We start from the raw sequence: 25,991 nt of genomic DNA, 5'->3' as shown, positions 1-25,991 counted from the left end.
TATGGACAAGGTTTTAGAAGTAAAAGATCTGCATGTCTCCTTCGATACGTACGGCGGAGTCGTTAAGGCTGTCCGCGGAGTTAATTTCGACCTTAAAAAAGGGGAGACACTTGCTATCGTAGGTGAATCCGGTTCAGGTAAATCTGTTACCTCCAAGGCGCTCATGAGGCTGATTCCTAACCCGCCGGGACGTATTTCCAAAGGTGAAATCCTTTTTGACGGCAAAGATCTTGCAAAAGTCTCTGAAAGAGAAATGCAAAAGATCCGCGGGAAAGAAATCGCTATGATTTTCCAGGATCCAATGACATCTTTAAATCCAACCATGAAAATTGGCAATCAAATCATGGAAAGTCTGGTCAAGCACCAGAACTTAAGCAAGGGTGCGGCGAAAGAAAGGGCGCTTGAGCTTTTAAGACTCGTAGGGATCCCACAGCCTGAAGTGCGGATCAATCAATATCCCCATCAATTCTCAGGCGGTATGAGGCAGCGTGTAGTGGTTGCTATTGCCCTTTCCTGCAATCCCAAGGTGTTGATTGCGGATGAACCGACTACCGCTCTTGATGTAACTATCCAGGCACAGATCCTTGAGCTCATGAAAGACCTGCAAAATAAAATTGATACATCCATTATCTTCATTACACATGACCTTGGTGTCGTAGCGAATGTCGCTGACCGGGTTGCCGTCATGTACGGCGGACAGATTGTTGAAATGGGGACAGTGGATGAAATATTCTACGATCCAAGACACCCGTATACCTGGGGGCTTCTGGCGTCCATGCCATCCCTGGATACAAGTGTCAAGACTGAGCTGGCCGCTATACCGGGAACTCCGCCGGATTTGATGAATCCGCCAAAAGGCGACGCGTTTGCGCCACGGAGTGAATATGCATTGGAAATTGACTTTGAGTATGAACCGCCAATGTTCCAAATTTCCGAAACACATTTTGCAAAGACCTGGCTGCTCCATGAAAATGCACCTGCTGTCGAGCCGCCCAAAGCCGTAATTGACAGGCAGCGCAAAATGGCATCCAATTTTGCAAAACCAAAATTGGCTGAGGAGGTTGTCCGCTGAGATGGCAGAGAAATTACTTGAAATAAAAAACTTGAAACAGCATTTTAACGTGGGCAAGCCTAATCAGGTAAAAGCTGTCGACGGCATTTCCTTTGATATTTTCAAAGGGGAGACGCTTGGCCTGGTTGGGGAGTCCGGCTGCGGTAAATCCACAACCGGGAGATCCATTATCCGCCTCTATGACGCAACAGATGGCGAAGTGCTGTTCGAAGGAGAAAATGTGCATGGCAGGAAATCGCGTTCTGACTTGAAAAAATTCAACCGCAAAATGCAGATGATTTTCCAGGATCCATACGCATCGTTGAATCCGCGGATGACTGTAGGAGATATCATTGCTGAAGGCATTGATATCCACGGGCTTGCCAAAACCAAAAAAGAAAGAATGGACAGGGTTTTTGAGCTTTTGAATACAGTCGGACTGAACAGGGAACACGCTTCGCGTTATCCACATGAGTTCTCAGGCGGGCAGCGCCAAAGGATTGGAATTGCAAGGGCTCTTGCAGTCGACCCGGAGTTCATCATTGCTGATGAGCCGATATCTGCACTGGATGTTTCCATTCAGGCACAGGTTGTCAACCTGATGAAGCAGCTTCAGCGTGAAAAAGGACTCACATACCTGTTCATTGCCCATGACCTTTCCATGGTAAAATATATCAGTGACCGAATTGGGGTAATGTATTTCGGAAAGCTTGTTGAACTTGCGACAAGTGACGAGTTATATAAAAATCCGATTCATCCTTATACCCAATCACTCCTGTCTGCGATTCCACTTCCAGATCCTGAGAGCGAGAGAACAAGAAAGAGAATTGTATACAATCCTAATATTCATAATTATGCAGAAGGCGAACAGCTGGAAATGCGTGAAGTAACACCCGGCCATTTTGTATACTGTTCTGAAAAGGAATTTAAACAATATCAAAGCATATATAAATAACTTTCGGAGCGGCCCTTTATACAGGGCCGCTTTTCATATTATGGATATACCCATTGAAATGACAGAATAATCTATAATTTGTTAATAGAAAAAATTTCAATAAGCTGAGTGAAAGGCCTCTGAGCAGGGTAAATCCAAAAGAGGGAAGAAAAGGGAGGTTGGCAATATAGTGAGAGGGAAGAAAAACATGTTGAGGGGTGCGCTGCTGGCAGCATTGATTACAGGTATTCCGGCTGGCTCGGTGATTGCAGATGGAAGCAGTGAGGACAGCAGCAGGGAAAACCTGCATCTGGCACAATATCAAAAAAAACTGCCTGAAAGTTTACCTCGGTTTACCTTTCAGTCCGGCTATCAATTTTCTTATCCGGATGCTGTAAGAGGGATTTATGTTTCAGGTAATATTGCAGGTTCAGAACGTTTTAAGGATTTAGTGGGTCTCGTAAATAAAACCGATTTGAACGCAATGGTTATCGACATAAAAAATGACAGTGGAAATTTGACTTATATTCCAGAGGATTCCAAATTTAAATATGCTGCAAGGAGATACATACATTCACCTGATAAAATGATGAAAACGCTGGAAAAAGAAAAAATATATCCAATCGCCAGAGTGGTCGTTTTTAAGGATTCAGAGCTTGCGAAAGAAAGACCGGAATTGTCATTCCGGGATGGCAAATCAGTATGGAAGAACGGCAGAGGTGGAGCTTTTGTAAATCCATTCTCTAAAGAAGTATGGGATTACAATGTTGAAATAGCCATTGAAGCTGCCAAGATGGGCTTTAAGGAAATTCAGTTTGATTATGTTCGATTTGCCGAGGGCTTTGAAAATCGTGAAAACAGTCTTAAATATGATAAGGGAGAGTACGGCAGCATGGATATACCCGAATCACAGAAGCGGGTGCAGGCAGTTACGGACTTTGTTGCCTATGCAAAAGAAAAGCTCAAGCCTTATGATGTTCAGGTATCAGTTGATATCTTTGGCTATGCCGCCACACTTCCTGAAGCTCCTGGGATTGGACAGAACTTCACAAAGATAGCCGGCAATGTAGACGTTATTTCCTCCATGATCTATCCATCGCATTGGACTTCTTATTTTGGAATTGATAAACCTGATCTTGAACCATATAAACTGGTTTCCCAATATGCAAAGCTGGAGAAGAAGAAACTTGATGAATTGCAGGGTCCGCCAGTCTCGAGGCCGTGGCTGCAGGATTTTACTGCCAGCTGGCTTGGACAGGGAAACTATCTGAACTATGGTAAAAAGGAAATCGAGGAGCAAATCAAAGCTTTGAAGAGCGGGGGAATTAATGAATACCTGTTATGGAATGCAAGCAGCCGCTATACGAAAGACGTGGATTATACTCCATAAAAGAACAGGCGGGCATTATGCCGGCCTGTTCTTTTATGGAGTATTATTTCTTTCTTCCGCCTACAGGTTTCCAGCCAGCCTGGATGCTTGCTGATTTGTCAGTGAATTCATTTTTTTTGTTTCCGGAAAAGAGTTTCTCTCCAATGCCATTTGATATGACAGCGATAAAGGCCGTTATTCCAATGACGAGAATTGATACTAAAATCAAATCCATTAAATAGGCTGCCATCATGAACCTCCTGTTTGGACGCTTATTTATATTCTATTAGAAAATCCAGTTATTAGGAAGGATAGCACCAATAATTTTTCGATAAAAAAGGTTTATGCAATGAGAAAATCCGGGTATAAAAGAGGAAGATACGAGAAACTTCCTATTTTTTACTTCTTTGGAATAGTTAGAAAGTTCGAAGAATAAAAAAACTAAGGATAAAAAAATGATTTTATATCCAATAAATGTAAAAATATTAGGTATTTTGTCAGTTTTTCTTAAAAAATGAGCTGAATCTTGGACAAATTGGATACGGATGTACTACCAATTTCATATTTTTCAAAAATACCCCCCTATTTTAGTCAGAATTGGTGTATAATGAATTGTGATAGATATTACTAATTTAAAGTAATTCTAATTAGTGTATAAAAATCGGAAGGCAATCTTGTTATCCCAGCATAGATCATCGATTCTATAACCAGGGAGTGTGAATAAATTAATGGTAACCTTGTATACTTCACCAAGCTGTACATCATGTAGAAAAGCCAAGGCGTGGCTTGAAGAAAATGATATCTCCTATTCAGAAAGGAATATATTCTCTGAGCCGCTGTCTATTGATGAAATCAAAGAGATCTTGCGCATGACGGAAGACGGAACTGATGAAATTATTTCAACACGTTCTAAAACCTTCCAAAAATTAAATGTAAACGTAGAGTCCCTGCCTTTGCCGGAACTATATAAGTTGATAAAGGATAACCCGGGGCTGTTAAGAAGGCCGATTATCCTGGACGAAAAAAGACTTCAAGTTGGGTATAACGAAGATGAGATCCGCCGTTTCCTTCCGCGTAAAGTCCGTACCTACCATCTGCGGGAAGCACAGCGCATGGTCAATTAATTATATGCTTTTACGATTTCCGGCCGAACAGGCCGGATATTTTTTTATTCAACCTAAAGTATGATAAAATACCAGTATAATCTTATTCTGTTCTAGTCCAATATAAGGATTACCCCTCTTTATAAAAAGAGAGGCAGCAGGCGGGCAGAGTTGTTTCCAGTTTAGTTTAGAACATGCTGGGTTAGGGAATATTAGGCGAACAATTGTTTTTTTTATTTATCTGTTTTTTGTTTCCCTTCTTCAGAAAATTGTCATAAAATATATTCAACAGAATATTTATGGAATCCGCTGTATAAAGCAGGAAACAGCAGCAGCAATGGATTTTGCCAGGGAGTAATGTCCCTCCCATAATCGGATCAGAAGGGAGAGGAAATCATGGAAATTGAGCGCATTAATGAGAATACAGTGAAGTTTTATATTTCTTATATTGACATAGAAGAACGCGGGTTTGACCGTGAAGAAATATGGTATAACCGTGAGAGAAGTGAAGAACTTTTCTGGGAAATGATGGATGAAGTCCATGCTGAAGAGGAATTTATGGCTGAAGGTCCGCTATGGATTCAGGTTCAAGCTCTCGATAAGGGACTAGAGGTTCTCGTAACCAAAGCCCAGCTTTCGAAGGATGGACAAAGGCTTGAACTGCCCTTGTCAGAGGATAAGCTTAAAGACCTCACATTGGATGATAACCTGGAGGATATCCTGGAAGAACAATTCCAAGGGCGGGGAGAGAGTCCCAGTTCAACCGGCTACGAAAATGGTGTCCTGGAGTTTGTTATGAGCTTCAGCGATTTTGAGGATGTTATATCCTTAAGCAGCAGTACAGGAATTGACGACATCCATTCAAAGCTGTATGTGCTGGACAATAAATATTATTTGTACGTTGAATTCATCGAAAATGAAGATGAGGAAGACAAAATTGATGATGTTCTAAGTATTCTCCTGGAATACGGGAACGAATCTGCGATAACGGTCCACCGTCTGCAGGAGTACGGAAAGACAGTGATAGAAACAGATGTTTTCCAGACAATCAGAAAACACTTTTCTAATTAATAATCCGATTTCTTTATAGGAAATCGGTTTTTTTTGTATGAAAGCAGGGGCAGGATTTAAAAATAGGCGGATGCAGATATTTTATTTAATTTAGGGTATATATCATTTAGGCTGTCTTAGAATTGGGATTGTAGGTGAGCACATGAAAAATACGGTGCGTATCGGGATTTTTCTTACCGGTATATTTTTAATTTGGTACTATTTCAACGATTACATAGGCGGAAAAGCGGTCAGTTACTTCAGTCTTGTGCTGACTCTGTCGTTAATTATCATCGGGTTTGTCATATTCCTTGAAAACAGGCAGCCCATCCATACTCTCACATGGCTGGTTGTCTTCGGGGCTTTCCCTCTCCTCGGCTTTTTCTTCTATCTGCTGTTTGGACGGAATTACCGAAAGGAAAGGATGTTCCGCAAAAAATTCTTCCTGGATAAACAAACTTTCCTGCAGATACAAGGGGAGCGCAGTGTATCGGAGGAAAGAATCCATAGGATGGGAGAACATAAACAAAAAATGTTCCGGCTGGCCCAGAAGATGGGGAACAGTCCCATATCCTTCGCGAGTGAAACAAAGGTCTTGACCAATGGGGATGAGACTTTTTCTTCTATCCTGGAAGAATTGAGGAAAGCCAATCACCATATCCATATGGAGTATTACATAGTCCGGGATGATGACATTGGAAGGGATATTAAAAATGTATTAATTCAAAAAGCCAGGGAAGGTGTCAAGATCCGCTTTATGTATGACGCGGTCGGGTCCTGGACACTGCCTCGCCGCTATATCAAAGACATGAGAAACGCGGGGATAGAAATCGTGGCTTTTGGGCCGGTCAGGATGCCATTTTTAAATAATAAGTTCAACTTCAGGAATCACAGGAAAATAATTGTTGTAGATGGAAGTGTTGGCTTTGTAGGCGGTCTGAACATCGGTGACGAGTATTTAGGAAGAGATGAACAATTCGGTTTTTGGAGGGATACTCACCTTTGGGTAAGGGGTGAAGCGGTCAGGTCGCTGCAGCTTATCTTTTTACAGGACTGGTATTATATGACCAACCACAGCTTTCTGACAGATGAATACCTTTCAGCCATGCCGATTGAGCATAAGCATGGAGGCGTCCAAATGATTGCGGGCGGGCCGGATAATGAATGGAGTGTGATTAAGAATATATTTTTCTCCATGATCAGCTCTGCTGAAGAATCTGTGTGGATTGCTTCACCATACTTCATCCCTGATGAAGATATATTCCAGGCTCTGAAAATTGCCGCTTTGAGCGGCATTGATGTCAGGCTGCTCGTTCCGCAGAATCCAGACAAGTGGATTGTATATCATGCCTCAAGATCCTATTTTCCAGACCTTCTTGAAGCAGGGGTGAGGGTTTTTGCCTATAAAGAAGGCTTTATGCACAGTAAGATCGTCATTGTGGACAAGGAGTTTGCTTCAATCGGGACTTCTAACATGGATATGAGAAGCTTCCATCTTAATTTTGAAGTAAATGCTTTCCTCTATAAAACAGGGAGTACCCAAAAGCTGGTCCAGGACTTTATCCAGGATCTCACACAGTCTAGGGAACTGCACCTGGATACTTTCAATAAACGAAACATTGGCCTGAGGCTGCTGGAATCAACCTGCCGGCTGCTCTCGCCATTGCTATAGCCTGCCGGCCGGCAGGTTATTTTTTATGGAAAAGGAGCGGAGCTGCAATTATCACCAGGCTTCATGCAGCTAGGTATGACCATCATTTATCTTGCTGGCATCTGCCTGCGCCTTCTTCGCTCCACCGCCTTATTGTGTTTGTTCCTGCTCTTGTCCACCTTTCCAGGCATGGGCTGCGAGTAGAAAACCCATGTTTATTTTTTTGAAGGATAAAAGACCTTGTGTGTAGAATTGATGAAAAAAAGAAAAGGAGGCAGGCAGATGCTGACTGTAAAGAAATGGGATGGCACAATTTTTACCATTACCAGGAGGTCTGATAAAAAAGATATTGAATCCATGAAAAAGGAGGAATGGTATTGTCCATGCTGCAGCCAAAGGGTCATTCTGAAATCAGGAACTAAGAGGATCAGCCACTTTGCACATATGAAGGCGGAGTCATGTTCAGTAAATCTGGAACCAGAATCAGACTATCACCTGCATGGAAAGCTGCTGCTGTTTGAATGGCTTGAAAAGCAGGGAATGCGGCCGGAATTGGAGCGGCATCTAAAAGAAATCAATCAACGGCCGGATTTATACTTCGAATGGGGAGGCAATCGATTTGCCATAGAATATCAGTGTTCCCCAATCCCTTTCAGCCTCTTCAGGCAAAGATCGCTCTCCTATCGGCGTGCCGGGATAGCCCCTGTCTGGATAATCGGCAGCAAAAAATTAATTTCCTATGGCTGCACTCACTATAAACTCACATCCTTTCAATGGTTCTTCGCACAAGCCTCCGAGCCATATCCTTCAATCATTTCCCTGTGTCCCTATCAGAAAGCCTTCTTCAGGCTCCAGACAATCACTGCCTACTCCCCTCAGGTTTCTTTTTCCGAAACAGAGAAACTGCCCCTGCGAACAACTCCTTTTACCCACCTTTTCCAAAGCAATAGTTCTGTGACAACAAGGCAAGTGGTGAATTGGTTCAAAAAATTAGACAGCTGGAAAATTTCTGCACATAAGCATGCAACCATCCACCATCCGCTTTACAGTGCGATATATCTGAAAGGGCTGCTGCCCGCAAGTCTTCCGCCTTTCATCGGTCTGCCCGTGCCATTTGGCCACCATATTGAAACACCTGCGGTTGAATGGCAGGCATATGTTTATCTTGATGTACTATTGAAATTTGAGGAGGGCAGGCCGTTCAAAGAAAGTCTCATCTTTGAAGCCTTTCAAAGGCGGATTACAGGGCGGGAGGTGAAGCTGAGGGAACTTATCTCAGCCGGGGGGCATCCAGGCTTCCAGAAACCTTTGTCCGCTTTCCTCGATATCCTGAGGAGGAGCGGATATATTGCTGACGGCTTAAAAAAAGGGGATCTTATCATCAGCCGATGTCCGGATTTATTTAAGAAAGTGGGGGGATGGGCTACTGGACTTGAATTCTTTCTGGCCTTTGGAGGCATGGAGATGGTTTGAACGAAATGGAAGGCGTATGATAGATGTGAAAGGATTATTTATGTTAATGGAGGATTTTTTTAGGGAAAAGCGAATACTGTAAGGGTATGGATTTTTTTGATAATGGAGGGAACATTCTATGTCACAGGAAACTACAGTCAAGTCTTTGCCGGCCAGAAGCGAAATACCTGTTAATGATACATGGAAGCTGGAAGATATCTTTGCCACTGATAAGGATTGGGAAACTGAATTTCAGGGTGTGAAGGAAGAAATCAAAAAAGCGGATGCCTATAAAGGCACATTAGGGGAAAGTCCCGATAAATTGTTTGCAGCCCTTCAATTCCAGGATGAAATAATGGAACGCCTGGGCAGGCTGTATACATATGCTCATATGCGGTATGATCAGGACACCACGAATTCCTTTTACCAGGGATTCGACGACCGGGCCAAGACTTTGTATACCCAGGCTGCCAGTGCCTTCTCTTTTGCGGTTCCCGAGATTCTCGGCATTGATCCGCAAACGATCGAAAGCTATCTTGATGAGCACGGGGAGCTTAAGCTGTATAAGCAGGCTCTTGATGAAATCAATCTGCAGAGGCCGCATGTCCTTTCCGCAGACCAGGAAGCCCTCCTGGCACAGGCGTCAGAGGCTATGTCTGCTTCTCAAAATACGTTTGGCATGCTGAACAATGCCGATCTCGAATTCCCGGCCATTAAGGATGAAGACGGTGAAACCGTGGAAATTACCCATGGAAGGTATATCCGCTTCCTTGAAAGCGAGGACCGGAGGGTAAGGGAAGAGGCATTCAAAGCGGTGTACGGTACGTACGGCAAATTCAAGAACACTTTTGCGAGCACACTTGCAGGCACGGTGAAGAAAGATAATTTCAACGCGCAGATCCGGAATTATGATTCTGCACGCCATGCCGCACTAAGCGCCAATAATATCCCTGAGACGGTTTATGATAATCTTGTAAACACAGTCAATGATAATCTTTCCCTGCTCCACCGTTATGTGGATCTGCGGAAAAAGGTGCTGAAGCTGGATGAGCTGCACATATATGATATGTATACACCGCTTGTTAAAGATGTGAAAATGAAGGTATCATACGAAGAAGCAAAAGAATATGTCATCAATGGCCTGGCGCCGCTTGGTGAGGAATACAGCTCAATCCTGAAGGAAGGGTTTGAAAAACGCTGGGTGGATGTCCACGAAAATAAAGGCAAGCGCAGCGGTGCTTATTCTTCAGGAGCATATGGGACCAACCCGTATATATTAATGAACTGGCAGGACAATGTGAATAACCTGTTCACCCTGGCCCATGAATTCGGTCACTCGGTACACAGCTACTATACCAGGAAATCTCAGCCATATCCTTATGGAAATTATTCTATATTTGTTGCGGAAGTGGCTTCCACCTGCAATGAAGCGCTGCTCAATGATTATATGCTGAAGACGGTGGATGACGAGAAAAAACGCCTTTACCTTCTTAACCATTACCTTGAAGGCTTCAGGGGAACCGTTTTCCGACAGACGATGTTCGCAGAATTCGAGCATCTTATCCATCAAAAATCGCAAGAGGGTGAAGCGCTGACTTCGGAGCTTCTGACCAAGGAATATTATGAGCTGAACAAGAAGTACTTTGGAACGAATATCGTCATTGACGATGAAATCGGGCTTGAATGGTCCAGGATCCCGCATTTCTATTACAACTATTATGTATACCAATATGCAACCGGCTTCAGTGCGGCCACAGCCCTCAGCAAATCCATCCTTGAAGAGGGAGAGCCGGCTGTGGGAAGATATATTGAGTTCCTGAAGTCCGGAAGCTCTGATTATCCAATCGAAGTTCTGAAAAAAGCAGGAGTCGATATGAATCAGGCGGAACCAATCCAGCAGGCATGCAGGGTATTTGAAGAAAAGCTGAATGAGATGGAAAGTTTATTGTCATAAAGAAGGCATATAAAAAGCTGTTCCGTAAAAGTCAGGCTTATTTGAGCCTGGACTTGCCGGGGCAGCTTTTTTTGTTTGTCTCTTTCTAAAAGATTGTTGTTTTCAATTAATAAACAAAGTTATTTACAGCGAGTGCCTGCAGCGGAAATTAACTTTCTAGTTCAATGGCCAAAAAATATGCGAATACAGCCTCGTTTAGAATCCCTTGAATCTTTTTCTATTGTTCAGCATAGAGAGAGCGAGGAACAAGCATAGAAAGAGCAAAGGGGACGAAATATAGAGCGGGAATAAATGCATGAAGCTTAAGATCTGAAAGAACAGCGCTAGGACGATAAGAAATAGAATACTGCTATATAAAAGAACTTTCATCATTTCACTCCTTACTATTCGTTTGTAACAGAATATGTTTCGTGGAGCGGTTTATACTAAATTTTGTCCATTATGTGAAATTAAACACAAAGTATTGCAAGTGAAGCAGGAATTATTTATAGTAAGAGTGTGAAGTTAATCACACACAAACATATACCCCTTTGTTTGATCGTGAAGATTTCTCCCAACCCCTTTGTACGTAAAAAAAGATAAAAGTCCTTGCTGATGCAAGGACTTTTTTTTACATAATTCAGGAGCCGCCTGCTGAATCAATCAGCTTCCAGTATGGCCCCTTCTTCGAAGGAATCTTTTGTACAAGCTGCCTTAGCACAAGTTTTTTCATTTCCCTTTCCACTTCGTGATAAGCCATGTTGTAGATGAGGGAAATCTCTGAGGAAGCTGCGAGGCCGAAGGTCTTCAGGAAAACTTCTATGGGCGGCGGTTCATCGGGTTCCGGCAGTACCCCAAGCATTTCTTCCAGAATCTGCTTGTACACCTCATATGGATAGCAGCCCGTCACCTTGATGCCTTCATCTTCAATATTCTGGTTGAAGAAGACAAGGGTCGGCAATTCATATACTTCCATTTCATTCGTAATCTTCAAATCACACTGAAATGCCTTTGCAGCGCTTGCCGACCTGAAATCCCTGATGAATTCTTCGGTATCAAGCTTCGCCCCTTTGGCACACTCAAAAATAATATCCAGATCAGATATATTCATTCTTTCCAGGAAAAGCATCTCCTGCAGTTTCCTCAGGAAACGAAGTCCTGCTTTCCGGCCCTGCAATTCAGCGGCCTTAATGGCAATGGATGCATTATAAGGAGTGGAAATAGGCTCCTGTGCAGCAGATTCCGGGCCGCTCCCTGCCAGATCCCATCTCTGTGCAATCTTAGCCTTATTCAAAGCTGCCAGCCTGGCGCCAAGTACATGCCTGAAGCTGATATAACGGCCAAATTCTACCTGAAGCTTTTTCAGGCTGGGCTCAAGCGACCAGCAGTCTGCACAAAGCGGGTCAATAAAAATATAGATTTCTATTGGTTTATTCCCGACGCCATCACAATGCTTAGATTTGATCCATTCAGACACATTGAAATTAGGCTCTTGAGAGTTCAACTGTTTTCTCCTTTCGCATCGTTTTCAGGTGTATTGATCATATGCTGGGCCGTTAGAACGAGACGCTGGTAAAAGAATTCACGTATTTCCCCCTCGAGCGCTGCTTCATCCATGGCATCCCTCATGCAGGAAAGCCAGGCATCCGCCCTTCGTGGTGTAATTTCAAAAGGCATATGGCGTGCACGAAGCATGGGATGGCCGTGCTCTGCTGTATATAGAGGCGGGCCGCCGAGATATTGAGTCATAAATTGTTTCTGTTTCCTTGCTGTTTCAGACAGGTCATCAGGGAATATAGGCACAAGATCCGGATGTTGACTGACTTTTGAATAAAATAGATCAATTATTTCGGATAACTTTTCATTGCCAATCGTTTCATAGGGTGTTCTGCTGCCTTCGATCATTCCCGATTGCTCCTTTATCAGCTCAAGTGTAAACATATTTTATCAATTGGGAAGCAATATCTCAAACATATCGCTTCGGGGGGCAGAAAACTGTTATATGACAGCAGCAAAAAAACAGGCAGAGGGCAAAAAAAAACTGCCTGCGAAAGGGCAGGACAGTCAGGCTTGATAATAGCCGGTAACCTTCTGTACATACTTCTGTGTTTCTTCAAAGGGGGGGATTCCGTTATATTTATCCACATTTCCCGGTCCTGCATTATAGGCGGCAAGTGCAAGTGAGGTGTCACCGTCATACCGGTCCAGCATTTGTTTCAGATATTTGCTTCCGCCCATGATGTTCTCATAGGGATCGAAAACATTGGTTACGCCAAGGCCCCTGGCCGTCTGGGGCATCAGCTGCATCAGTCCGCCGGCACCTGCGCCGCTTTTGGCGGATGGATTAAAGTTCGACTCCTGCTTGACCACTGCCCTGATGAGTTTTGAAGGGATATCATAAGCTTGGGATGCCTTTTCAATCATCTCATCAATATCAGCAGGAGCCCGAAAGGCAAGGCTTTTTGGCATCACAGCTGCGGGAGGAGCGAGCACGGCCCCATAGCTGTTTACAGCCTTTTCTCCGACTTCTTCCAATATGCCTTCAATTGCATTAAGTGTACTTCCGAGGGGAGACGCAGCTCCGGCTGACTGGCCTTCTTCCTGGAGGAAACCTGTAAGCAGGTCTTGAAATAAGCTTCCCGCGGCACTATTATTCTTATTTATTTTTATATCTGTAAAGTTTTGTAGGGATTGAATATCTATCATCGCTTTTAAATCCTGGATCTTCAATCTGGTCACTCCCTGTATACTGCTTTCTTTCAGCTATCCATTGAATTTTGCATTATAAAATCGTTTAACTTTATTTTCGGCATGCCTTACTGAAATGTTTAGCTCTTTTAACAGCTGGTAAAAATTTCTTTTCCCGGATTCTGCATCTGTAACTTCATACTCTAATTCATAATCCTCTTTCCCAAGGTAACGGCTGTTGTCAAAAACAAGCAGTCCATCTTTATAACGGAACTCACATCTATCCGTTTCGAGCGCCCCAAAAAGTTCAACGGTTCCCATGTCAATCCCGAACCTCTCTGCCCGGATTCGTACAGCTCCTGCAGGTATAGCTCCTCCTCCAAGGATGGCCCCGGCTTCTTCCTTAGACAGCTCCTGATGGGTCTCGAGCAGTCCTTCTGCAGCCGGTTCCTTAAAAGTAAGAGTGAACAGCCCGTTTTTATTGCGTATACGGAGGGCACAGTTCTCATCCTTTAACCCGAATGATGCCGTATCAAAATAATAATTTATCTGGGTTTTAAAATCATGTGGGGATAGATTGAATTTTTTTGCGGCTGCTTCAAATTCTTCCCGTGTCAGCAAGTTCTTATATTCAATTTCAATCTCCTGCATCGCAGTTCCTCCTGTCTATATGGCCGTCCTTTAGAGCCTGTTTGCCCAAAAATGGGGCAGACGGCTTCAATCCGTATGAAATAGGACCCGTGTATGGTAAAATAATACCGTAAAAAACAAGTTGAGATAAGTGGGTTTCCCGTATTTTACGAAATAATAGAATGGTATTATGGCAGGTGGCGCAGTATGAAGCACTGGGATGATTTTTTGGCCCCATATAGACAGGCGGTAGAAGAATTAAAGGTGAAGCTTAAGGGGATGAGGAGCCAGTTTGAGCTTGAGAGCAGCCACTCACCCATTGAGTTTGTTACCGGAAGGGTTAAGCCGATTGCGAGCATCCTTGATAAAGCGAACAAAAAAAACATACCGCTCGACAGGCTGGGAACGGAACTTCAGGATATTGCAGGCTTGAGGATGATGTGCCAATTTGTGGGAGATATTAAAAGAGTGGTAGAAATTCTGCGGCAGAGGAACGATTTTGAGATTGTAGAGGAACGGGACTATATTTCCCATAAAAAGAAAAGCGGCTACAGATCGTATCATGTGGTGATTAAATATCCGGTACAGACAATCAGCGGAGAAAAAGCCATTCTGGCGGAAATCCAGATCCGGACCCTTGCCATGAATTTTTGGGCTACAATAGAGCATTCACTAAATTATAAATACAAAGGGCAGTTCCCTGAAGACATCATGACAAGGCTGCACAGGGCTGCTGAAGCAGCCTTCTGGCTGGATGAGGAAATGTCCCTGATAAGATCTGAAATTAAAGAGGCCCAGAGAGCCTTCTTAAGAAAAACGGAAAGCAAGGAGAAATCCTAGATACTTTGTGAAGGGTGGCAGGCCATGAAATATGCGATTACATCAAAAGGCGATGCGAAATCAAACGAGCTGATGCATAAAATGAGAACATACCTTAACGACTTTGATCTGCAATACGACGAAAACCAGCCTGATATGGTAATCTCTGTAGGCGGCGACGGGACGCTTCTCTATGCTTTCCACCGCTACAAAAACAGGCTGGATAAGACAGCATTTGTAGGTGTCCATACAGGACATCTCGGCTTTTATGCTGACTGGACGCCGGATGAAGTGGAAAAGCTCGTGATAGCGGTGGCAAAGACCCCGTTCGAGGTGGTTGAATATCCGCTCCTTGAAGTGATCATCCGCTATCAGCATGCCGGGAGGGAATCAAGGTACCTGGCGCTCAATGAATCAACGGTTAAATCCGTGGAGGGGACGCTTGTGATGGATGTGGAAATTAATGAGCAGCGCTTTGAGACCTTCAGGGGCGACGGCTTGTGCATATCCACCCCGACGGGCAGTACGGCCTATAATAAGGCGCTCGGCGGGGCGATCCTGCATCCGAAAATACCAGCCATCCAGCTTGCGGAAATGGCATCCATCAATAACCGTGTGTTCAGGACAATCGGGTCCCCCCTTGTTCTGCCTGCACATCACAGGTGCATGCTGAAGCCGGTGAATGATGTGGATTTTCAGATAACCATTGATCATTTGACACTTCTTCATAAAGATGTGAAATCCATACAATTCCGGGTCGCGTCTGAAAAAATCAGGTTTGCCCGTTTCAGGCCGTTCCCATTCTGGAAGCGGGTCGCGGATTCATTCATCGGGGAGTAGGTACATATGGAGGAAGATTTGATTATGGAAACACCCTTCAGGCTTGAATGGACTGTCCCTCAGGAAGATGGCGGCAAGCTGCTCAGAGTGTTTCTGAATGAACAATCCATTTCAAGGGCTGCGCTTACTGACATTAAGTTTGGCGGGGGAAGCATAAAGGTCAATGGAGAGGCTGCAACGGTCCGCCGTCTCCTGAAGGAAGGGGACCTTGTCTCGGTTTTTTTTCCGCCTGAAGCGGCTGGCGCCTCGCTGATGGCCGAGGACATCCCACTGGATATTGTATATGAAGACGATTACCTGCTCGTCATCGCCAAACCGCCTTTCATGAATACCATCCCATCCAGGGAACGCCCGCATGGAAGTGTAGCCAATGCCTTGGCAGGGTATTATAAAAAGCACAAAATTGCTTCGACGATCCATATTGTAACCAGGCTCGACCGTGATACCTCAGGACTTATGCTCATCGCCAAACACAGGCATGTACATCATTTATTAAGCGTCCTCCAGCAGGAAGGGCGTGTAAACCGTTTTTATGAAGCCCTGGTCGAGGGGACAATAGAAGGGGAAGGCGGCAGGATAGAAGCGCCGATCGGACGGAAGGATTCCAGTATTATTGAAAGGGAAGTCCGGAAAGACGGGAAATATGCCTGTACCGGGTATGAGATAAAAGAAAGGCTGGGGGAAGGAACCCATATTGCCCTGAAGCTGATGACCGGCCGCACCCATCAAATCAGGGTCCATATGGCACACATAGGCTTTCCCCTGGCAGGCGATGACCTGTATGGCGGCAGCCGCAGTCTGATCAGCCGCCAGGCGCTGCACTGCAGCAGGCTTTCTTTCTTTCATCCGTTTTTAGGAAAAACCCTCTCGTTCAGCCAGCCCCTTCCTGATGATATGGAAAAGCTGCTTCAGGTTTATAGGGATCAGGATTATTCCCAGCCCCGGAACTTTTCAGGAAGATAAGGCATGCCGGAAGCGGCACTGACAATGGACAGCTCCGGATATCTAAGGCAGGTCAGCGCTCCGCCAAAGACTGCCCCGGTATCAATGTTATATGTGAGTCCGGTCTTCTGCACGTTCCGGACAGGGGTATGGCCGTAGACAATGATGGCTTTTCCCTTGTATTCCCTGGCCCAGTTCCTCCTGACCGGAGTTCCATCCGGATTTGTTTCACCTGTAATATCACCGTACAGGACAAAGGTCTTGATGCGGTGGCTATACCTGCCGATAAATTCTTCCTTGATGCCGGCATGGGCGATAACCAGCTTTCCTTCATCCAATATATGATAAATAGGCGAGGCTTCATAGAGTTCCATGAATCTTGACTTTATCTTCTCTTTTTTAACGGGACTCAATGACTCATATTCAGCCGCTGTTGTTTCGAGGCCATGTGCCAGTTTAACCGGATTGCCCTTAAAGAAGCGGTATAGTTTATCACAGTGATTGCCGGGTACATAAAAGGCCATTTTTTTCTGTATGACCAGCTTCCACACTAATTCAGCGACCTTTAAAGAATGTGGCCCGCGGTCTGTCAGGTCGCCGGCAAAAGCAAGACGCCTTCCATCAGGATGGACGGGGATTCCATCTTTCCAGGAATAACCGAGCGAAATTGTCAGCCGGTGAAATTCGTCATAGCACCCATGGATATCTCCTATGATATCTATTTTCATTCATAACCCCCCTTTGAAAACAGGCTGTCAGATTGTGTTTCTTAATGAGGTGTGTTATTGATTTGGTTACAGCCCTTCAGTGATAATCAGCATGCCGATTCACAGCAGCACTGCATCCCTTTTATCATATTCTGTTTGACCGTTTTCATCCAGGGAAAGGGAAGTAAGAAACCATCATACGTTAAATCAACTTAACACATTTGAAAGAAAGGGGGGCAATGCCATGGCTGAACAAGAAGGTAAGGAAATGCAGCAGTTTAATGGGGATATGCTGCTGGATGCGCTGAACAATGAACAGATTGATTCATTTCGTGAAGAATTCATGGAAATGCATCCATATGATCAGGCAAAATTCTTCAGCCAGCTCGAGGCAGAATCAAGGTCTAGGGTGTATCACTATCTGTCGCCCGAGGAAATGGCTGCCCTGTTTGAAAATTTAAAGTCGGAAGAGGAAGAGTTCGGTGATATTCTCTCTGAAATGAATCCTGCGTATGCCGCCGATATGCTTTCAGAAATGTATGCCGATGATGCAGTCGATGTGCTGAATGAACTGGATAAGGAACAGGTTGTCAGTTATCTCACCATAATGGACAAGGAAGCCGCTGCTGAAATAAAAGAACTCCTTCATTATGAAGAGTATACGGCAGGAAGCATCATGACCACGGAATATGTGGCCATCGCGGCTAACCAAACCGTGCGTTCGGCCATGCATATTCTTAAAAATGAAGCACCGCAGGCTGAAATTATTTACTATATTTTTGTGGTGGATGAAAATAAGAAACTGGCAGGAGTTATATCCTTAAGAGACTTGATTGTGTCAGATGACGACACGATGATCCAGGAGATCATGAGCGAAAGGGTCGTATCCGTATCAGTCGGGGAAGATCAGGAGGAAGTGGCCAGACAGATGAGGGATTATGACTTCCTGGCCATGCCTGTCGTCGATTTCCAGAACCACCTGGTCGGGATCATCACCATTGATGATATTGTCGATGTTATGGAAGAAGAAGCTTCTGAAGACTATTCTAAGCTTGCAGGTGTGCCCGACATAGAGTACGGGGATAGAAGCGCTTTAACAGCAGCAAGGAAACGGCTTCCGTGGCTCGTGATTCTCCTGTTTCTCGGCATGTTCACGGCAAGCCTCATCGGCCGGTTTGAAGAGACATTGAATCAGAAAGCCATCCTTGCCGTCTTCATGCCGCTGATTGCAGGAATGGCGGGGAATACCGGGACTCAGGCACTTGCGGTTGTAGTTCGCGGAATTGCCACCGGTGATCTAAAGACCGAGAGCAAATGGAAGCTGATATTAAAAGAGGGCAGTACAGGCCTGCTGATCGGCCTCAGCTGCGGCATTCTCGTAACCTTTGTCATTTATTTCTGGCAGAACGATTTCTATCTCGGCCTGCTTGTGGGTGCAGCCATCATTGTTACCCTTTTTGTCGCCACACTTGCCGGATCATTAATACCGCTTCTCATGCATAAAATGAATATAGATCCGGCGGTCGCTTCCGGCCCATTTATTACGACCATCAATGATATTATTTCTGTACTTATTTACTTTGGGATGGCATCCCTTTTTATCAGCTATTTGAAATGATTCTGCACCCCAGGACAGGACGCTTCAGTTTTAAGACGGTACATACAACGTTTTAGACAAATGAAACGAAACAGTCCCGCAGGTGCTTTTTTTGTGGAAAATGGGAGTAACTGCATGTATCATGAAGCTTCCTGCAGGAAGGTGTGAACATCATTTCTCTGGCATCCAGGGGTGCCTTGCTCCGCTTCACTGCCTTTTTGTGTTTGTTCCTGCTCTTGTCCAGTTCCTTTTCCATGCATTAGTTGCGGGTAGAAAACTCATGATTGGTTATTATTGTCCTGCCATTAGATAAAAGCCTTTTTTCTTGAAGTGAAGTAGGATATAATTAAATTTAGGACTAGGTACTAATAACTGTTTATAAATAGGAGGGTTTTACATGGGTTTTTCTTTGAATGGAAAAACATTCGTAGTGATGGGTGTAGCAAATAAAAGAAGTATCGCCTGGGGGATAGCCCGCTCACTTCACGGCGCCGGGGCGAAGCTGATTTTTACATATGCGGGTGACAGACTGGAAAAAAGCGTAAAGGAACTGGCGGGATCCCTTGAAGGTGCGGATTCACTCGTCCTTCCATGCGATGTCACCAATGATGAAGATATTCGTAATTGTTTTGAACAGATCAAGAGTGAGACCGGTGTAATCCATGGCATCGCACATTGTATCGCATTTGCCAACAAGGAAGAGCTCACAGGGGAATATATGAACACGAATCGTGAAGGATTCCTTCTGGCTCATAATATCAGCTCATACTCGCTCACGGCTGTGGCCAAAGAAGCAAGGGGATTGATGACCGAGGGAGGAAGCATCGTGACGCTCACTTACCTTGGAGGAGAACGTGTAATCGGGAATTACAATGTTATGGGTGTTGCCAAGGCCTCCCTGGATGCCAGTGTCAAATACCTGGCTAACGACCTTGGGCCGGAAGGAATCCGTGTTAACTCTATTTCTGCCGGTCCCATCCGCACACTCTCTGCAAAAGGAATCAGTGACTTCAATTCGATCCTGAATGTAATAGAAGAAAGTGCACCACTCCGCAAAACAACCAGCCCTGAAGAGGTAGGAGACACAGCTGTCTTCCTGTTCAGTGATATGTCGCGCGGCATTACCGGCGAAAACATTCATGTAGATTCCGGATATCATATTTTGGCACGATGAAACGGGCAGGGGACCTTGGAGTCTCCTGTTTTTTTTTTGCGCTGAATTTCATCAGTCTGCCCCGGTGTACCACGAATTGTTCCTGAACTGTGCAGCCCTATATGCCCTTCATCTGTTAACCCCGGATTGATTGTCATAGGACAGCACCGCCCTGAATAGGATGTAGGAAAAAGCATGCCCATTTTTATAATGAATTTAGGGGGGAAGGTCATGACGGAAAAGAAGGATGTCCGGGAGCAGAAGCCTTTCATGTATATAGTGCAGCCTAAACTGGCTGCACCAAAAACGACTGTTCAATCAGAAATCAGAGTGAAGAAGACCCATCATGATGAGGTGATAGAAATAGAGGATCTTCCTGAACCAAAAAGTTCAGCTGAACCAGTCCATCTAATGGATGAAGATGAAGACGGGGAGGAGACAGCGGCCGCTGAAATGCCCCTTGAGGTTCAGGAAGCGGAAGAATTCCCTCCAGTTAATGAAATAACCGAGATTAACGTAATCAGCATCGCCAGGGAGAATGATCAGCAGGAAGATCATATACAAGAGGGGGACGAAGCTGCCCCGGGGTTTGCTGTGGTCCACACAAGCGGTCCAGAAACACCGGAGGAGGCAGGACCAAGGAGGGAGCCCCGCAAAAAGAATCAGAAGAAGTTTACAGACATGTCAACTGATGAACTGCTGGAGTATTTAATCAGGATTCCCCGTATTGTTCCTAAACCGCTTTGTGAAATGAGCGTAAACGGAAGGATTATCAGGGGGCAGATAGAAAAAAAGAAAGGCGATACGATCTATATCCGGCCATCCTATGGGACGAATCTGATTTCAGCCACAAAGGAAGAAATTGAGTATATCACTTTTCTGACCTTTTAAGACAACCTCGAATAATCCAGAAGAGGCACCGGCACCGGTACCTGATAAAGATAAGAAGAATTACAACTGAGGCTCGCACGCCTGCGATTAAGCACCCCTTCGTCAGGCGGCCTCTTTTTTCTGTGTAACAGCTTTTCCAACTTTTTTTCATGCAATTAGATAATTTGTCCATACCGTTTATGAAACAAGCCATATATATAAATTAAGAAAAACAAAAGAGCTCCAAAACGGTAATGATCATTAAAAAAACCTGAGGCGGCAATCCTCAGGCTGGTTGAACCTCTTATCTTCAATCGTGAGATTCATCATGGGTCGTTACTGGATCAGCAGCAATGACAGTTGTGGCTGGAAGGCAGGTGACAGAGCAGAAGCAGCTTAGATCTGTTGTGATACAGATTCCAGTAGAAAGGAAAGGCTCCTCAATGTCTCCTGTAATGAATTGGATTTTACCAACCAGGCTGTCAATCTCTGCTAACTCGTCTCTATCTTCAATCAAGCAGGCAGTAGTCAAAAGTTCCAGAACTGCACAGCAGGTTTCTTCATCTACATCAACAACCCTGAAAACGATGGTTTCAAAGCTTACAAGATGACTCTGGGAAGAGCCGTGGCACTCCGGCTCCCTGCGGAAACCGAACCCGAGATAGGGCAGGCATGTGCTTTTGCATGTCAGTATAACCGGAATTGTATTGAAGTGGCTGCCGTTACGATGGTGAACACCGCCAAGTAATTCTCTGATCGATCTATTGCAGCTTGTCGTACAAGTGGATTCCGGTGCTTCGGGACTTACTTTTTCTTGTGCTTCTACAATAGCGAGTAAAGTATCACATACACAATTTGAAGTTTCAAAATTCGAACCGCAACTCATAGTTTCTCCTCCTTGGTAAAATGTTAATATTTTCATTAACAGACTATGAAAGAATGGATAAGGTGGTATAAGTCATTAGCCCAATTTTATTAATTTCTTAACCATCAGGGGGTATGCGAATCTTGATGAATGTAAATTTCCTGCTGATCTTTTTACTCGGTTTAGCTGCCTTCCGTTTAACCAGGCTGCTTGTATATGATAAAATCACTTCCTTTATCAGGGCACCCTTTTTTGATGAGATTACAGAAAAGGATGAACAGGGAAATGATGAAGTATATATAATACCTAAAAATGCAGGAATCCGTAAATTTTTTGGCGAGCTCTTGAGCTGTTACTGGTGTGCCGGAATATGGAGCAGTGCAATTGTACTTGCCATGCACTTTTTTTATCCAGCGGTAGGAAATCCCATCATTCTCCTCCTTGCCATATCAGCCATAGCTTCCTTTCTTGAAACAATTAATTTAAAGCTGTTAGGCTAGTACATGAAGAGCAGATTGAACTTTTTCATATGATGTAAGGAAGCACAATTTAGAAAGGGGAAGTTATCAATGGAAAAGAAATCAACCTATTCCCATCTTGAAAAATATCTGGCAAAGCAAAAGCCGATTAAGATTAAAAAAAATGACTGCGGATGTGGAAAGAAAAAAGCATGAATACAAAAGAGCTGTCTCTTCTGGAGGCAGTTTTTTTTTTTGTACAGATGTCCAATAAATCCCATCCGGAGAAAAGTTATAAAAATCCAATCTCTGTATAACAATAAGAGAGCCGAATATAAAAGGACTATTACATAGGAAGTGAATTGGATGACCAAGTTCCCGCGGATGATACGGTTAATTTTACTCACTGGATGGCCTCTTCTTTTGCTCGCCGGCTGCGGAGCCGGGGATGGGGAGGCGAAGAGCAGGGCAGCGCTGATCAGCAGGGTGGAACCGACTCCTGTAATGATTTCTCCCGAAAGCGTCCAGGTAAAAGAAGAATTAAAGCAGATCAGCAAGGAGACAGCCTCTGTGAACAGTAATTATGATGCAGCGGTCGCCCGCTCGGATAATGAAATCCTGGTCAGCTATAAAGTAAAACACAGCCATAGATTCAGGATGAAAAAAATTGAGAAAGAAGTAATAAAGAAACTTGAGGATAAGTACCCGGATTATACATTCATTGTTTCAAGTGATTATAAAATCTTTCTTGAGATAGTAAGGCTGGGTGAGGAGTACGAAGATGGCACCTATAACAGGAAAGAAGCCAAAAAACGGTTTAAGGAAATCAAATTATTGAAAGAAGAGCTCACTTAAAAGAAAGGAGTAGTGGCATGACAAAAAAGAAAATGCTGAATCCGGAACAGGAGAAGTATCAGCAGCTCCAGAAAAAGAATGAAACTAAACGGCCGGTTCTGATGAATTGCTTGAAAGCGTTCCTGGTTGGTGGAATCATTTGTGTAATCGGGCAGGCCATCACCTATTTTTATATTTACTTTTTTAATTTCACGGAACAGACAGCTGGAAACCCAACTGTGGCGACCATGATATTCATCGCCATGCTGCTTACCGGCTTTGGCGTGTACGATCATTTAGGGCAGTTTGCCGGGGCAGGGAGTGCCGTCCCGGTTACAGGATTTGGAAATTCTGTAATATCAGCTGCCATCGAACATCGTACAGAAGGACTGGTTCTGGGGGTTGGAGGCAATATCTTTAAGCTTGCAGGCTCGGTTATTGTATTTGGGGTATTTTCCGCCTTTGTGGTGGCTTTAATTAAAACTCTTGCAGGAATGATAGGGGGATAAGACTTGCTTACTGGTAAACATACCTGGACCTTTCATAACCATCCAGTCATCCTGTCCACGGGTGTGGCAGGGGGTCCGTTCGAGGCAAACGGGCGCCTGGCTGAAGATTTCGACTTACTTCATGATGATTTGTGGATGGGAAAAGAGAGCTACGAACAGGCACATCAATTTTTGCTTGAGGAAGCAGTGAGCAAGGCGCTCGAAAAACAGCAGCTGTCCAAGGAAGATATCCAGTTCTTCCTGGCAGGCGACCTGATCAACCAGATTACGCCTTCAAGCTTTGCTGCCTCTGCGAACGGGATACCTTATATCGGCTTATTCGGCGCCTGTTCCACCTCGATGGAGGGGCTGGCCCTATCTGCTTTCCTTGTGAATTACAGCGGTGCGGAATACATTATTACCGGTGCATCGAGCCATAATGCCGCCGTTGAAAAACAATTCCGTTATCCAACAGAATACGGCGGCCAGAAACCGCCCACTGCCCAATGGACAGTGACCGGAGCGGGTGCAGCCCTGATTGGAAAAAATAATAAGGAAGAGGGCCAGCCCTGCATCACTTCAGCCACCATTGGCAAAGTGGTGGATATGGGGCTTACCGATCCGTTCAATATGGGAGGAGCCATGGCACCTGCGGCTTCAGATACCATCTTAAAGCACCTGGCAGATCTAAATGTCGGGCCGGATCATTATGATCTCATTATCACAGGTGATTTAGGGAAAATTGGGAGGAAAACAGCCCTTATGCTTTTACAGAAAAACGGAGTAGAGCTGAATCCTGAAAAATTTCTGGACTGCGGTCTGCTGATTTACAAGGATGACCAGGAGGTTTTTTCCGGGGCGAGCGGACCTGGATGCTCGGCATCCGTATTTTATGGCCATATCTTAAGAAGGATGAAGGAGGGGGAATTCAAGCGGGTGCTGGTTGTTGCCACTGGAGCACTTCTCTCCCCCTTGACTGTCCAGCAAAAACAGAGCATTCCCTGCATCGCCCATGCAGTAGCCGTTGAAATTATGTAAGACAAAAAGAGGAGGAATAACATGCTAGCAATGTTTTTTTGGGCGTTCATTGTAGGTGGGGCTTTCTGCGTGATCGGCCAGCTTCTCTTTGATGTGGCCAAGCTCACACCTGCCCACACAATGAGTGCCTTGGTTGTGGCCGGGGCTGTCCTGGATGGGCTCGGCTTATACGAGCCGCTTATGGATTTTGCCGGGGCCGGGGCTACGATTCCCATTACAAGCTTCGGGAATTCCCTCGTGCACGGAGCGATGCAGGAAGCTGAAAAACATGGGCTTGTTGGGGTGGTGACCGGAATGTTTGAAGTAACAAGTGCCGGTATATCAGCTGCCATCATTTTCGGCTTCATTGGTGCATTGATATTTAAACCGAAAGGCTGATGCCTTAAAATATACCGCCGGCCTACACATTCATGCGCTTTTTCTCATAGTCTATATATGAGCTTAGAAAAGCGAGGTGATGGGCATGTCATACGGCTATGGAGGCTGTGGCTATGGCGGCTATGGATACGGCGGCGGAGGATATTCAACATTCGTGTTGATCATTGTGCTGTTTATCCTTTTGATTATTGTAGGCGCAAGCTTTTGTTATTAATAAAAAAACGGAATGAGCGCTCATTCCGTTTTTTTGTGTGAGAATTTAGCCTGCAGCACGTCTCATTCATCCCCGCTGCTTGAAGAGGATTCATCGAACCAGGCAATGGAAGAGGATTCGCTTTCTTCGTCGCTGCTGGATTCTTCTTCAGATTCCTGGGATGACTCTTCATCGGATGAAGAGGATTCATCATAAATAGAGCACCCGCTCGAAGATTCATCAGAGGATTCCGGCTCCTCATGCACTTCTGCTGCAGTTTCTTCCGCTTCTTCCATTCCCGATGATGAGGAAGAGGAAGAGGAAGAGGAAGATTCACTGTCATCTAAAAAGCGTGAGATTCGAAGCGGCTTTACTGAATCATCCATGTTCGGGAGGTTTGCAAAATTTTTGCCAATGAAAAACATGATAAATGACTCCTTTCAAATGGTTTCACGAACATTTTATGTAGGGGTGCTAAAAAGGGTGCGGACAAGAAATTTTGCTTTTATTATATTTTCCTGGAAAAGCACCTTCGCTGTTCTCGCTCATAGAATAGCTGTACAGAGAAGGAGGGCGTAACCATGGATAACAATTTCTTTAAGAATATTGAAAAGAAAACCGGAGTGAACATGAAGGACGTATTGGAATTGGCGAATTCTCTGCAAGGGGCAAATTTCAGTGATGAAAAGACTGTCAGGGGTGTCATAAAGCGCGTTTCTAAAATTGCCAATAAACCGATTTCATCTGAACTGGAAGATAAAATTGTGCAATCGATCACCAAGGATGGGAAAAACCTTGATTTTAACACGATCTCTAACATGCTGAATAAAAAATAAAAATGGGTACCGCAGGAAAAAGGCTCCTTTCACCCGGTGAATCCAGGCTGAAGCCTGTACATATTCAGCGGATGAAAGGAGCCGGTCCTTTTTTGGGCTGGACAGCCTTTGT

30 protein-coding genes are annotated in these 25,991 nt (G+C 44.6%); 21 read left to right on the top strand and 9 right to left on the bottom strand.

Annotated features, from left to right (window positions below):
- The first annotated feature begins 1 nt into the window (after nt 1).
- The 3 genes from V1498_RS16365 (at nt 2) to V1498_RS16355 (ending at nt 3,375) form a co-directional block, all read left to right on the top strand.
- Nucleotides 2–1,072, top strand: a complete 1,071-nt coding sequence (locus tag V1498_RS16365) for an ABC transporter ATP-binding protein (RefSeq protein ID WP_409294737.1) — start codon at nt 2–4, stop codon at nt 1,070–1,072.
- A gap of 1 nt (nt 1,073) precedes the next feature.
- Entirely contained in the window at nt 1,074–2,006 is a 933-nt protein-coding gene (locus V1498_RS16360; RefSeq protein WP_409294736.1) for an ABC transporter ATP-binding protein, read from the top strand.
- Between the two features lie 187 nt (nt 2,007–2,193).
- Nucleotides 2,194–3,375 (top strand): putative glycoside hydrolase, encoded by a 1,182-nt coding sequence (locus V1498_RS16355; protein ID WP_409294735.1) that lies wholly within the window; start codon nt 2,194–2,196, stop codon nt 3,373–3,375.
- A gap of 43 nt (nt 3,376–3,418) precedes the next feature.
- On the opposite strand, the gene V1498_RS16350 is transcribed toward V1498_RS16355, so the two are convergent.
- On the bottom strand, nt 3,419–3,604 hold the full coding sequence (locus V1498_RS16350; RefSeq protein ID WP_409294734.1) for a hypothetical protein: 186 nt from the start codon (nt 3,602–3,604) through the stop codon (nt 3,419–3,421).
- A 478-nt stretch (nt 3,605–4,082) separates the two neighbouring features.
- Between V1498_RS16350 and spxA the strand changes: the two genes are divergently transcribed.
- From spxA to pepF, 5 genes are all read left to right on the top strand, one after another.
- Nucleotides 4,083–4,478, top strand: coding sequence for a transcriptional regulator SpxA (spxA, locus tag V1498_RS16345; RefSeq protein ID WP_409291824.1), 396 nt, complete (start codon nt 4,083–4,085; stop codon nt 4,476–4,478).
- Between the two features lie 375 nt (nt 4,479–4,853).
- Nucleotides 4,854–5,528 carry an adaptor protein MecA gene (gene mecA, locus V1498_RS16340; RefSeq protein ID WP_409294733.1) on the top strand — a complete coding sequence of 225 codons (675 nt, stop codon included), beginning with the start codon at nt 4,854–4,856 and terminating at the stop codon, nt 5,526–5,528.
- 142 nt (nt 5,529–5,670) lie between these two features.
- On the top strand, nt 5,671–7,179 hold the full coding sequence (gene cls / locus V1498_RS16335; protein ID WP_409294732.1) for a cardiolipin synthase: 1,509 nt from the start codon (nt 5,671–5,673) through the stop codon (nt 7,177–7,179).
- A 261-nt stretch (nt 7,180–7,440) separates the two neighbouring features.
- On the top strand, nt 7,441–8,631 hold the full coding sequence (locus tag V1498_RS16330) for a competence protein CoiA (protein WP_409294731.1): 1,191 nt from the start codon (nt 7,441–7,443) through the stop codon (nt 8,629–8,631).
- Between the two features lie 118 nt (nt 8,632–8,749).
- A complete protein-coding gene (gene pepF, locus V1498_RS16325) occupies nt 8,750–10,564 on the top strand; it encodes an oligoendopeptidase F (protein ID WP_409294730.1) in 1,815 nt (604 codons plus the stop codon).
- A 195-nt stretch (nt 10,565–10,759) separates the two neighbouring features.
- Here pepF and V1498_RS16320 read toward each other — a convergent pair whose 3' ends face one another.
- From V1498_RS16320 to V1498_RS16300, 5 genes are all read right to left on the bottom strand, one after another.
- Complete coding sequence (locus V1498_RS16320; RefSeq protein WP_409294729.1) at nt 10,760–10,933, bottom strand: hypothetical protein; 174 nt, start codon at nt 10,931–10,933, stop codon at nt 10,760–10,762.
- A gap of 250 nt (nt 10,934–11,183) precedes the next feature.
- Nucleotides 11,184–12,047: a ClpXP adapter SpxH family protein gene (locus V1498_RS16315; RefSeq protein WP_409294728.1), complete on the bottom strand. Its 864-nt coding sequence runs from the start codon at nt 12,045–12,047 to the stop codon at nt 11,184–11,186.
- A complete protein-coding gene (locus V1498_RS16310; protein WP_409294727.1) occupies nt 12,044–12,448 on the bottom strand; it encodes a globin in 405 nt (134 codons plus the stop codon). The genes V1498_RS16315 and V1498_RS16310 overlap by 4 nt, the downstream gene beginning before the upstream one ends.
- Before the next feature lie 159 nt (nt 12,449–12,607).
- Entirely contained in the window at nt 12,608–13,282 is a 675-nt protein-coding gene (locus V1498_RS16305) for a lytic transglycosylase domain-containing protein (RefSeq protein ID WP_409294726.1), read from the bottom strand.
- Between the two features lie 24 nt (nt 13,283–13,306).
- Nucleotides 13,307–13,882 (bottom strand): CYTH domain-containing protein, encoded by a 576-nt coding sequence (locus tag V1498_RS16300; RefSeq protein ID WP_409294725.1) that lies wholly within the window; start codon nt 13,880–13,882, stop codon nt 13,307–13,309.
- A gap of 186 nt (nt 13,883–14,068) precedes the next feature.
- On the opposite strand from V1498_RS16300, the gene V1498_RS16295 reads away from it, so the two are divergent.
- The 3 genes from V1498_RS16295 to V1498_RS16285 are packed head-to-tail and all read left to right on the top strand — an operon-like array spanning nt 14,069 to nt 16,483.
- Complete coding sequence (locus V1498_RS16295; RefSeq protein WP_409294724.1) at nt 14,069–14,701, top strand: GTP pyrophosphokinase family protein; 633 nt, start codon at nt 14,069–14,071, stop codon at nt 14,699–14,701.
- Between the two features lie 24 nt (nt 14,702–14,725).
- Nucleotides 14,726–15,520 (top strand): NAD kinase, encoded by a 795-nt coding sequence (locus V1498_RS16290; RefSeq protein WP_409294723.1) that lies wholly within the window; start codon nt 14,726–14,728, stop codon nt 15,518–15,520.
- Between the two features lie 6 nt (nt 15,521–15,526).
- On the top strand, nt 15,527–16,483 hold the full coding sequence (locus V1498_RS16285) for an RluA family pseudouridine synthase (RefSeq protein WP_409294722.1): 957 nt from the start codon (nt 15,527–15,529) through the stop codon (nt 16,481–16,483).
- Here the strand turns inward: V1498_RS16285 and prpE are convergent.
- Nucleotides 16,450–17,190: a bis(5'-nucleosyl)-tetraphosphatase PrpE gene (gene prpE / locus V1498_RS16280; RefSeq protein ID WP_409294721.1), complete on the bottom strand. Its 741-nt coding sequence runs from the start codon at nt 17,188–17,190 to the stop codon at nt 16,450–16,452. The two genes, V1498_RS16285 and prpE, sit on opposite strands and share 34 nt — an antisense overlap.
- A gap of 223 nt (nt 17,191–17,413) precedes the next feature.
- Here prpE and mgtE point away from each other — a divergent pair, with 223 nt between their 5' ends.
- The 3 genes from mgtE to V1498_RS16265 all read left to right on the top strand — a co-directional run bounded on the left by mgtE (nt 17,414) and on the right by V1498_RS16265 (nt 20,810).
- The gene (gene mgtE, locus V1498_RS16275) at nt 17,414–18,787 is read left to right on the top strand and encodes a magnesium transporter (protein ID WP_409294720.1); all 1,374 of its coding nucleotides are present in this window, start codon (nt 17,414–17,416) and stop codon (nt 18,785–18,787) included.
- A gap of 376 nt (nt 18,788–19,163) precedes the next feature.
- On the top strand, nt 19,164–19,940 hold the full coding sequence (gene fabI, locus V1498_RS16270) for an enoyl-ACP reductase FabI (RefSeq protein WP_409294719.1): 777 nt from the start codon (nt 19,164–19,166) through the stop codon (nt 19,938–19,940).
- Nucleotides 19,941–20,150: 210 nt separating this feature from the next.
- Nucleotides 20,151–20,810: a CotO family spore coat protein gene (locus tag V1498_RS16265; protein ID WP_409294718.1), complete on the top strand. Its 660-nt coding sequence runs from the start codon at nt 20,151–20,153 to the stop codon at nt 20,808–20,810.
- Nucleotides 20,811–21,099: 289 nt separating this feature from the next.
- Here the strand turns inward: V1498_RS16265 and V1498_RS16260 are convergent, their stop codons facing one another.
- Complete coding sequence (locus V1498_RS16260; protein ID WP_409294717.1) at nt 21,100–21,675, bottom strand: CotY/CotZ family spore coat protein; 576 nt, start codon at nt 21,673–21,675, stop codon at nt 21,100–21,102.
- A gap of 125 nt (nt 21,676–21,800) precedes the next feature.
- Here V1498_RS16260 and V1498_RS16255 point away from each other — a divergent pair, with 125 nt between their 5' ends.
- From V1498_RS16255 to V1498_RS16230, 6 genes are all read left to right on the top strand, one after another.
- On the top strand, nt 21,801–22,154 hold the full coding sequence (locus V1498_RS16255) for a DUF1360 domain-containing protein (protein WP_409299323.1): 354 nt from the start codon (nt 21,801–21,803) through the stop codon (nt 22,152–22,154).
- 324 nt (nt 22,155–22,478) lie between these two features.
- Nucleotides 22,479–22,967, top strand: coding sequence for a YhcN/YlaJ family sporulation lipoprotein (locus V1498_RS16250; protein WP_409294716.1), 489 nt, complete (start codon nt 22,479–22,481; stop codon nt 22,965–22,967).
- Nucleotides 22,968–22,984: 17 nt separating this feature from the next.
- Nucleotides 22,985–23,455 carry a stage V sporulation protein AC gene (spoVAC, locus tag V1498_RS16245; RefSeq protein WP_409294715.1) on the top strand — a complete coding sequence of 157 codons (471 nt, stop codon included), beginning with the start codon at nt 22,985–22,987 and terminating at the stop codon, nt 23,453–23,455.
- 3 nt (nt 23,456–23,458) lie between these two features.
- Complete coding sequence (gene spoVAD / locus V1498_RS16240; protein WP_409294714.1) at nt 23,459–24,472, top strand: stage V sporulation protein AD; 1,014 nt, start codon at nt 23,459–23,461, stop codon at nt 24,470–24,472.
- Nucleotides 24,473–24,493: 21 nt separating this feature from the next.
- Nucleotides 24,494–24,850, top strand: a complete 357-nt coding sequence (gene spoVAE / locus V1498_RS16235; protein ID WP_409291844.1) for a stage V sporulation protein AE — start codon at nt 24,494–24,496, stop codon at nt 24,848–24,850.
- 85 nt (nt 24,851–24,935) lie between these two features.
- Nucleotides 24,936–25,064: a YjcZ family sporulation protein gene (locus V1498_RS16230; protein WP_409294713.1), complete on the top strand. Its 129-nt coding sequence runs from the start codon at nt 24,936–24,938 to the stop codon at nt 25,062–25,064.
- Nucleotides 25,065–25,126: 62 nt separating this feature from the next.
- Here the strand turns inward: V1498_RS16230 and V1498_RS16225 are convergent, their stop codons facing one another.
- A complete protein-coding gene (locus V1498_RS16225) occupies nt 25,127–25,468 on the bottom strand; it encodes a hypothetical protein (RefSeq protein WP_409294712.1) in 342 nt (113 codons plus the stop codon).
- A gap of 156 nt (nt 25,469–25,624) precedes the next feature.
- Here V1498_RS16225 and V1498_RS16220 point away from each other — a divergent pair, with 156 nt between their 5' ends.
- Nucleotides 25,625–25,879 (top strand): stage VI sporulation protein F, encoded by a 255-nt coding sequence (locus V1498_RS16220; protein ID WP_409291847.1) that lies wholly within the window; start codon nt 25,625–25,627, stop codon nt 25,877–25,879.
- Nucleotides 25,880–25,991 lie beyond the last annotated feature (112 nt).

It is taken from the genome of Paraperibacillus marinus (assembly GCF_046237605.1).
Classification (GTDB): domain Bacteria; phylum Bacillota; class Bacilli; order Bacillales; family DSM-1321; genus Paraperibacillus; species Paraperibacillus marinus.
Note: the sequence above shows the minus strand (reverse complement) of the source record. Positions and strands in the feature narration are given on the sequence as shown.

What these genes read in the sequence shown, in the direction of transcription:
- V1498_RS16365 (WP_409294737.1), top strand. Translation starts at nt 2, where the DNA reads ATGGACAAGGTTTTAGAAGTAAAAGATCTGCATGTCTCCTTCGATACG.
- V1498_RS16360 (WP_409294736.1), top strand. Translation starts at nt 1,074, where the DNA reads ATGGCAGAGAAATTACTTGAAATAAAAAACTTGAAACAGCATTTTAAC.
- V1498_RS16355 (WP_409294735.1), top strand. Translation starts at nt 2,194, where the DNA reads ATGTTGAGGGGTGCGCTGCTGGCAGCATTGATTACAGGTATTCCGGCT.
- V1498_RS16350 (WP_409294734.1), bottom strand. Translation starts at nt 3,604, where the DNA reads ATGGCAGCCTATTTAATGGATTTGATTTTAGTATCAATTCTCGTCATT.
- spxA (WP_409291824.1), top strand. Translation starts at nt 4,083, where the DNA reads ATGGTAACCTTGTATACTTCACCAAGCTGTACATCATGTAGAAAAGCC.
- mecA (WP_409294733.1), top strand. Translation starts at nt 4,854, where the DNA reads ATGGAAATTGAGCGCATTAATGAGAATACAGTGAAGTTTTATATTTCT.
- cls (WP_409294732.1), top strand. Translation starts at nt 5,671, where the DNA reads ATGAAAAATACGGTGCGTATCGGGATTTTTCTTACCGGTATATTTTTA.
- V1498_RS16330 (WP_409294731.1), top strand. Translation starts at nt 7,441, where the DNA reads ATGCTGACTGTAAAGAAATGGGATGGCACAATTTTTACCATTACCAGG.
- pepF (WP_409294730.1), top strand. Translation starts at nt 8,750, where the DNA reads ATGTCACAGGAAACTACAGTCAAGTCTTTGCCGGCCAGAAGCGAAATA.
- V1498_RS16320 (WP_409294729.1), bottom strand. Translation starts at nt 10,933, where the DNA reads ATGAAAGTTCTTTTATATAGCAGTATTCTATTTCTTATCGTCCTAGCG.
- V1498_RS16310 (WP_409294727.1), bottom strand. Translation starts at nt 12,448, where the DNA reads ATGATCGAAGGCAGCAGAACACCCTATGAAACGATTGGCAATGAAAAG.
- V1498_RS16300 (WP_409294725.1), bottom strand. Translation starts at nt 13,882, where the DNA reads ATGCAGGAGATTGAAATTGAATATAAGAACTTGCTGACACGGGAAGAA.
- V1498_RS16295 (WP_409294724.1), top strand. Translation starts at nt 14,069, where the DNA reads ATGAAGCACTGGGATGATTTTTTGGCCCCATATAGACAGGCGGTAGAA.
- V1498_RS16290 (WP_409294723.1), top strand. Translation starts at nt 14,726, where the DNA reads ATGAAATATGCGATTACATCAAAAGGCGATGCGAAATCAAACGAGCTG.
- V1498_RS16285 (WP_409294722.1), top strand. Translation starts at nt 15,527, where the DNA reads ATGGAGGAAGATTTGATTATGGAAACACCCTTCAGGCTTGAATGGACT.
- prpE (WP_409294721.1), bottom strand. Translation starts at nt 17,190, where the DNA reads ATGAAAATAGATATCATAGGAGATATCCATGGGTGCTATGACGAATTT.
- mgtE (WP_409294720.1), top strand. Translation starts at nt 17,414, where the DNA reads ATGGCTGAACAAGAAGGTAAGGAAATGCAGCAGTTTAATGGGGATATG.
- fabI (WP_409294719.1), top strand. Translation starts at nt 19,164, where the DNA reads ATGGGTTTTTCTTTGAATGGAAAAACATTCGTAGTGATGGGTGTAGCA.
- V1498_RS16265 (WP_409294718.1), top strand. Translation starts at nt 20,151, where the DNA reads ATGACGGAAAAGAAGGATGTCCGGGAGCAGAAGCCTTTCATGTATATA.
- V1498_RS16260 (WP_409294717.1), bottom strand. Translation starts at nt 21,675, where the DNA reads ATGAGTTGCGGTTCGAATTTTGAAACTTCAAATTGTGTATGTGATACT.
- V1498_RS16255 (WP_409299323.1), top strand. Translation starts at nt 21,801, where the DNA reads ATGAATGTAAATTTCCTGCTGATCTTTTTACTCGGTTTAGCTGCCTTC.
- V1498_RS16250 (WP_409294716.1), top strand. Translation starts at nt 22,479, where the DNA reads ATGACCAAGTTCCCGCGGATGATACGGTTAATTTTACTCACTGGATGG.
- spoVAC (WP_409294715.1), top strand. Translation starts at nt 22,985, where the DNA reads ATGACAAAAAAGAAAATGCTGAATCCGGAACAGGAGAAGTATCAGCAG.
- spoVAE (WP_409291844.1), top strand. Translation starts at nt 24,494, where the DNA reads ATGCTAGCAATGTTTTTTTGGGCGTTCATTGTAGGTGGGGCTTTCTGC.
- V1498_RS16230 (WP_409294713.1), top strand. Translation starts at nt 24,936, where the DNA reads ATGTCATACGGCTATGGAGGCTGTGGCTATGGCGGCTATGGATACGGC.
- V1498_RS16225 (WP_409294712.1), bottom strand. Translation starts at nt 25,468, where the DNA reads ATGTTTTTCATTGGCAAAAATTTTGCAAACCTCCCGAACATGGATGAT.
- V1498_RS16220 (WP_409291847.1), top strand. Translation starts at nt 25,625, where the DNA reads ATGGATAACAATTTCTTTAAGAATATTGAAAAGAAAACCGGAGTGAAC.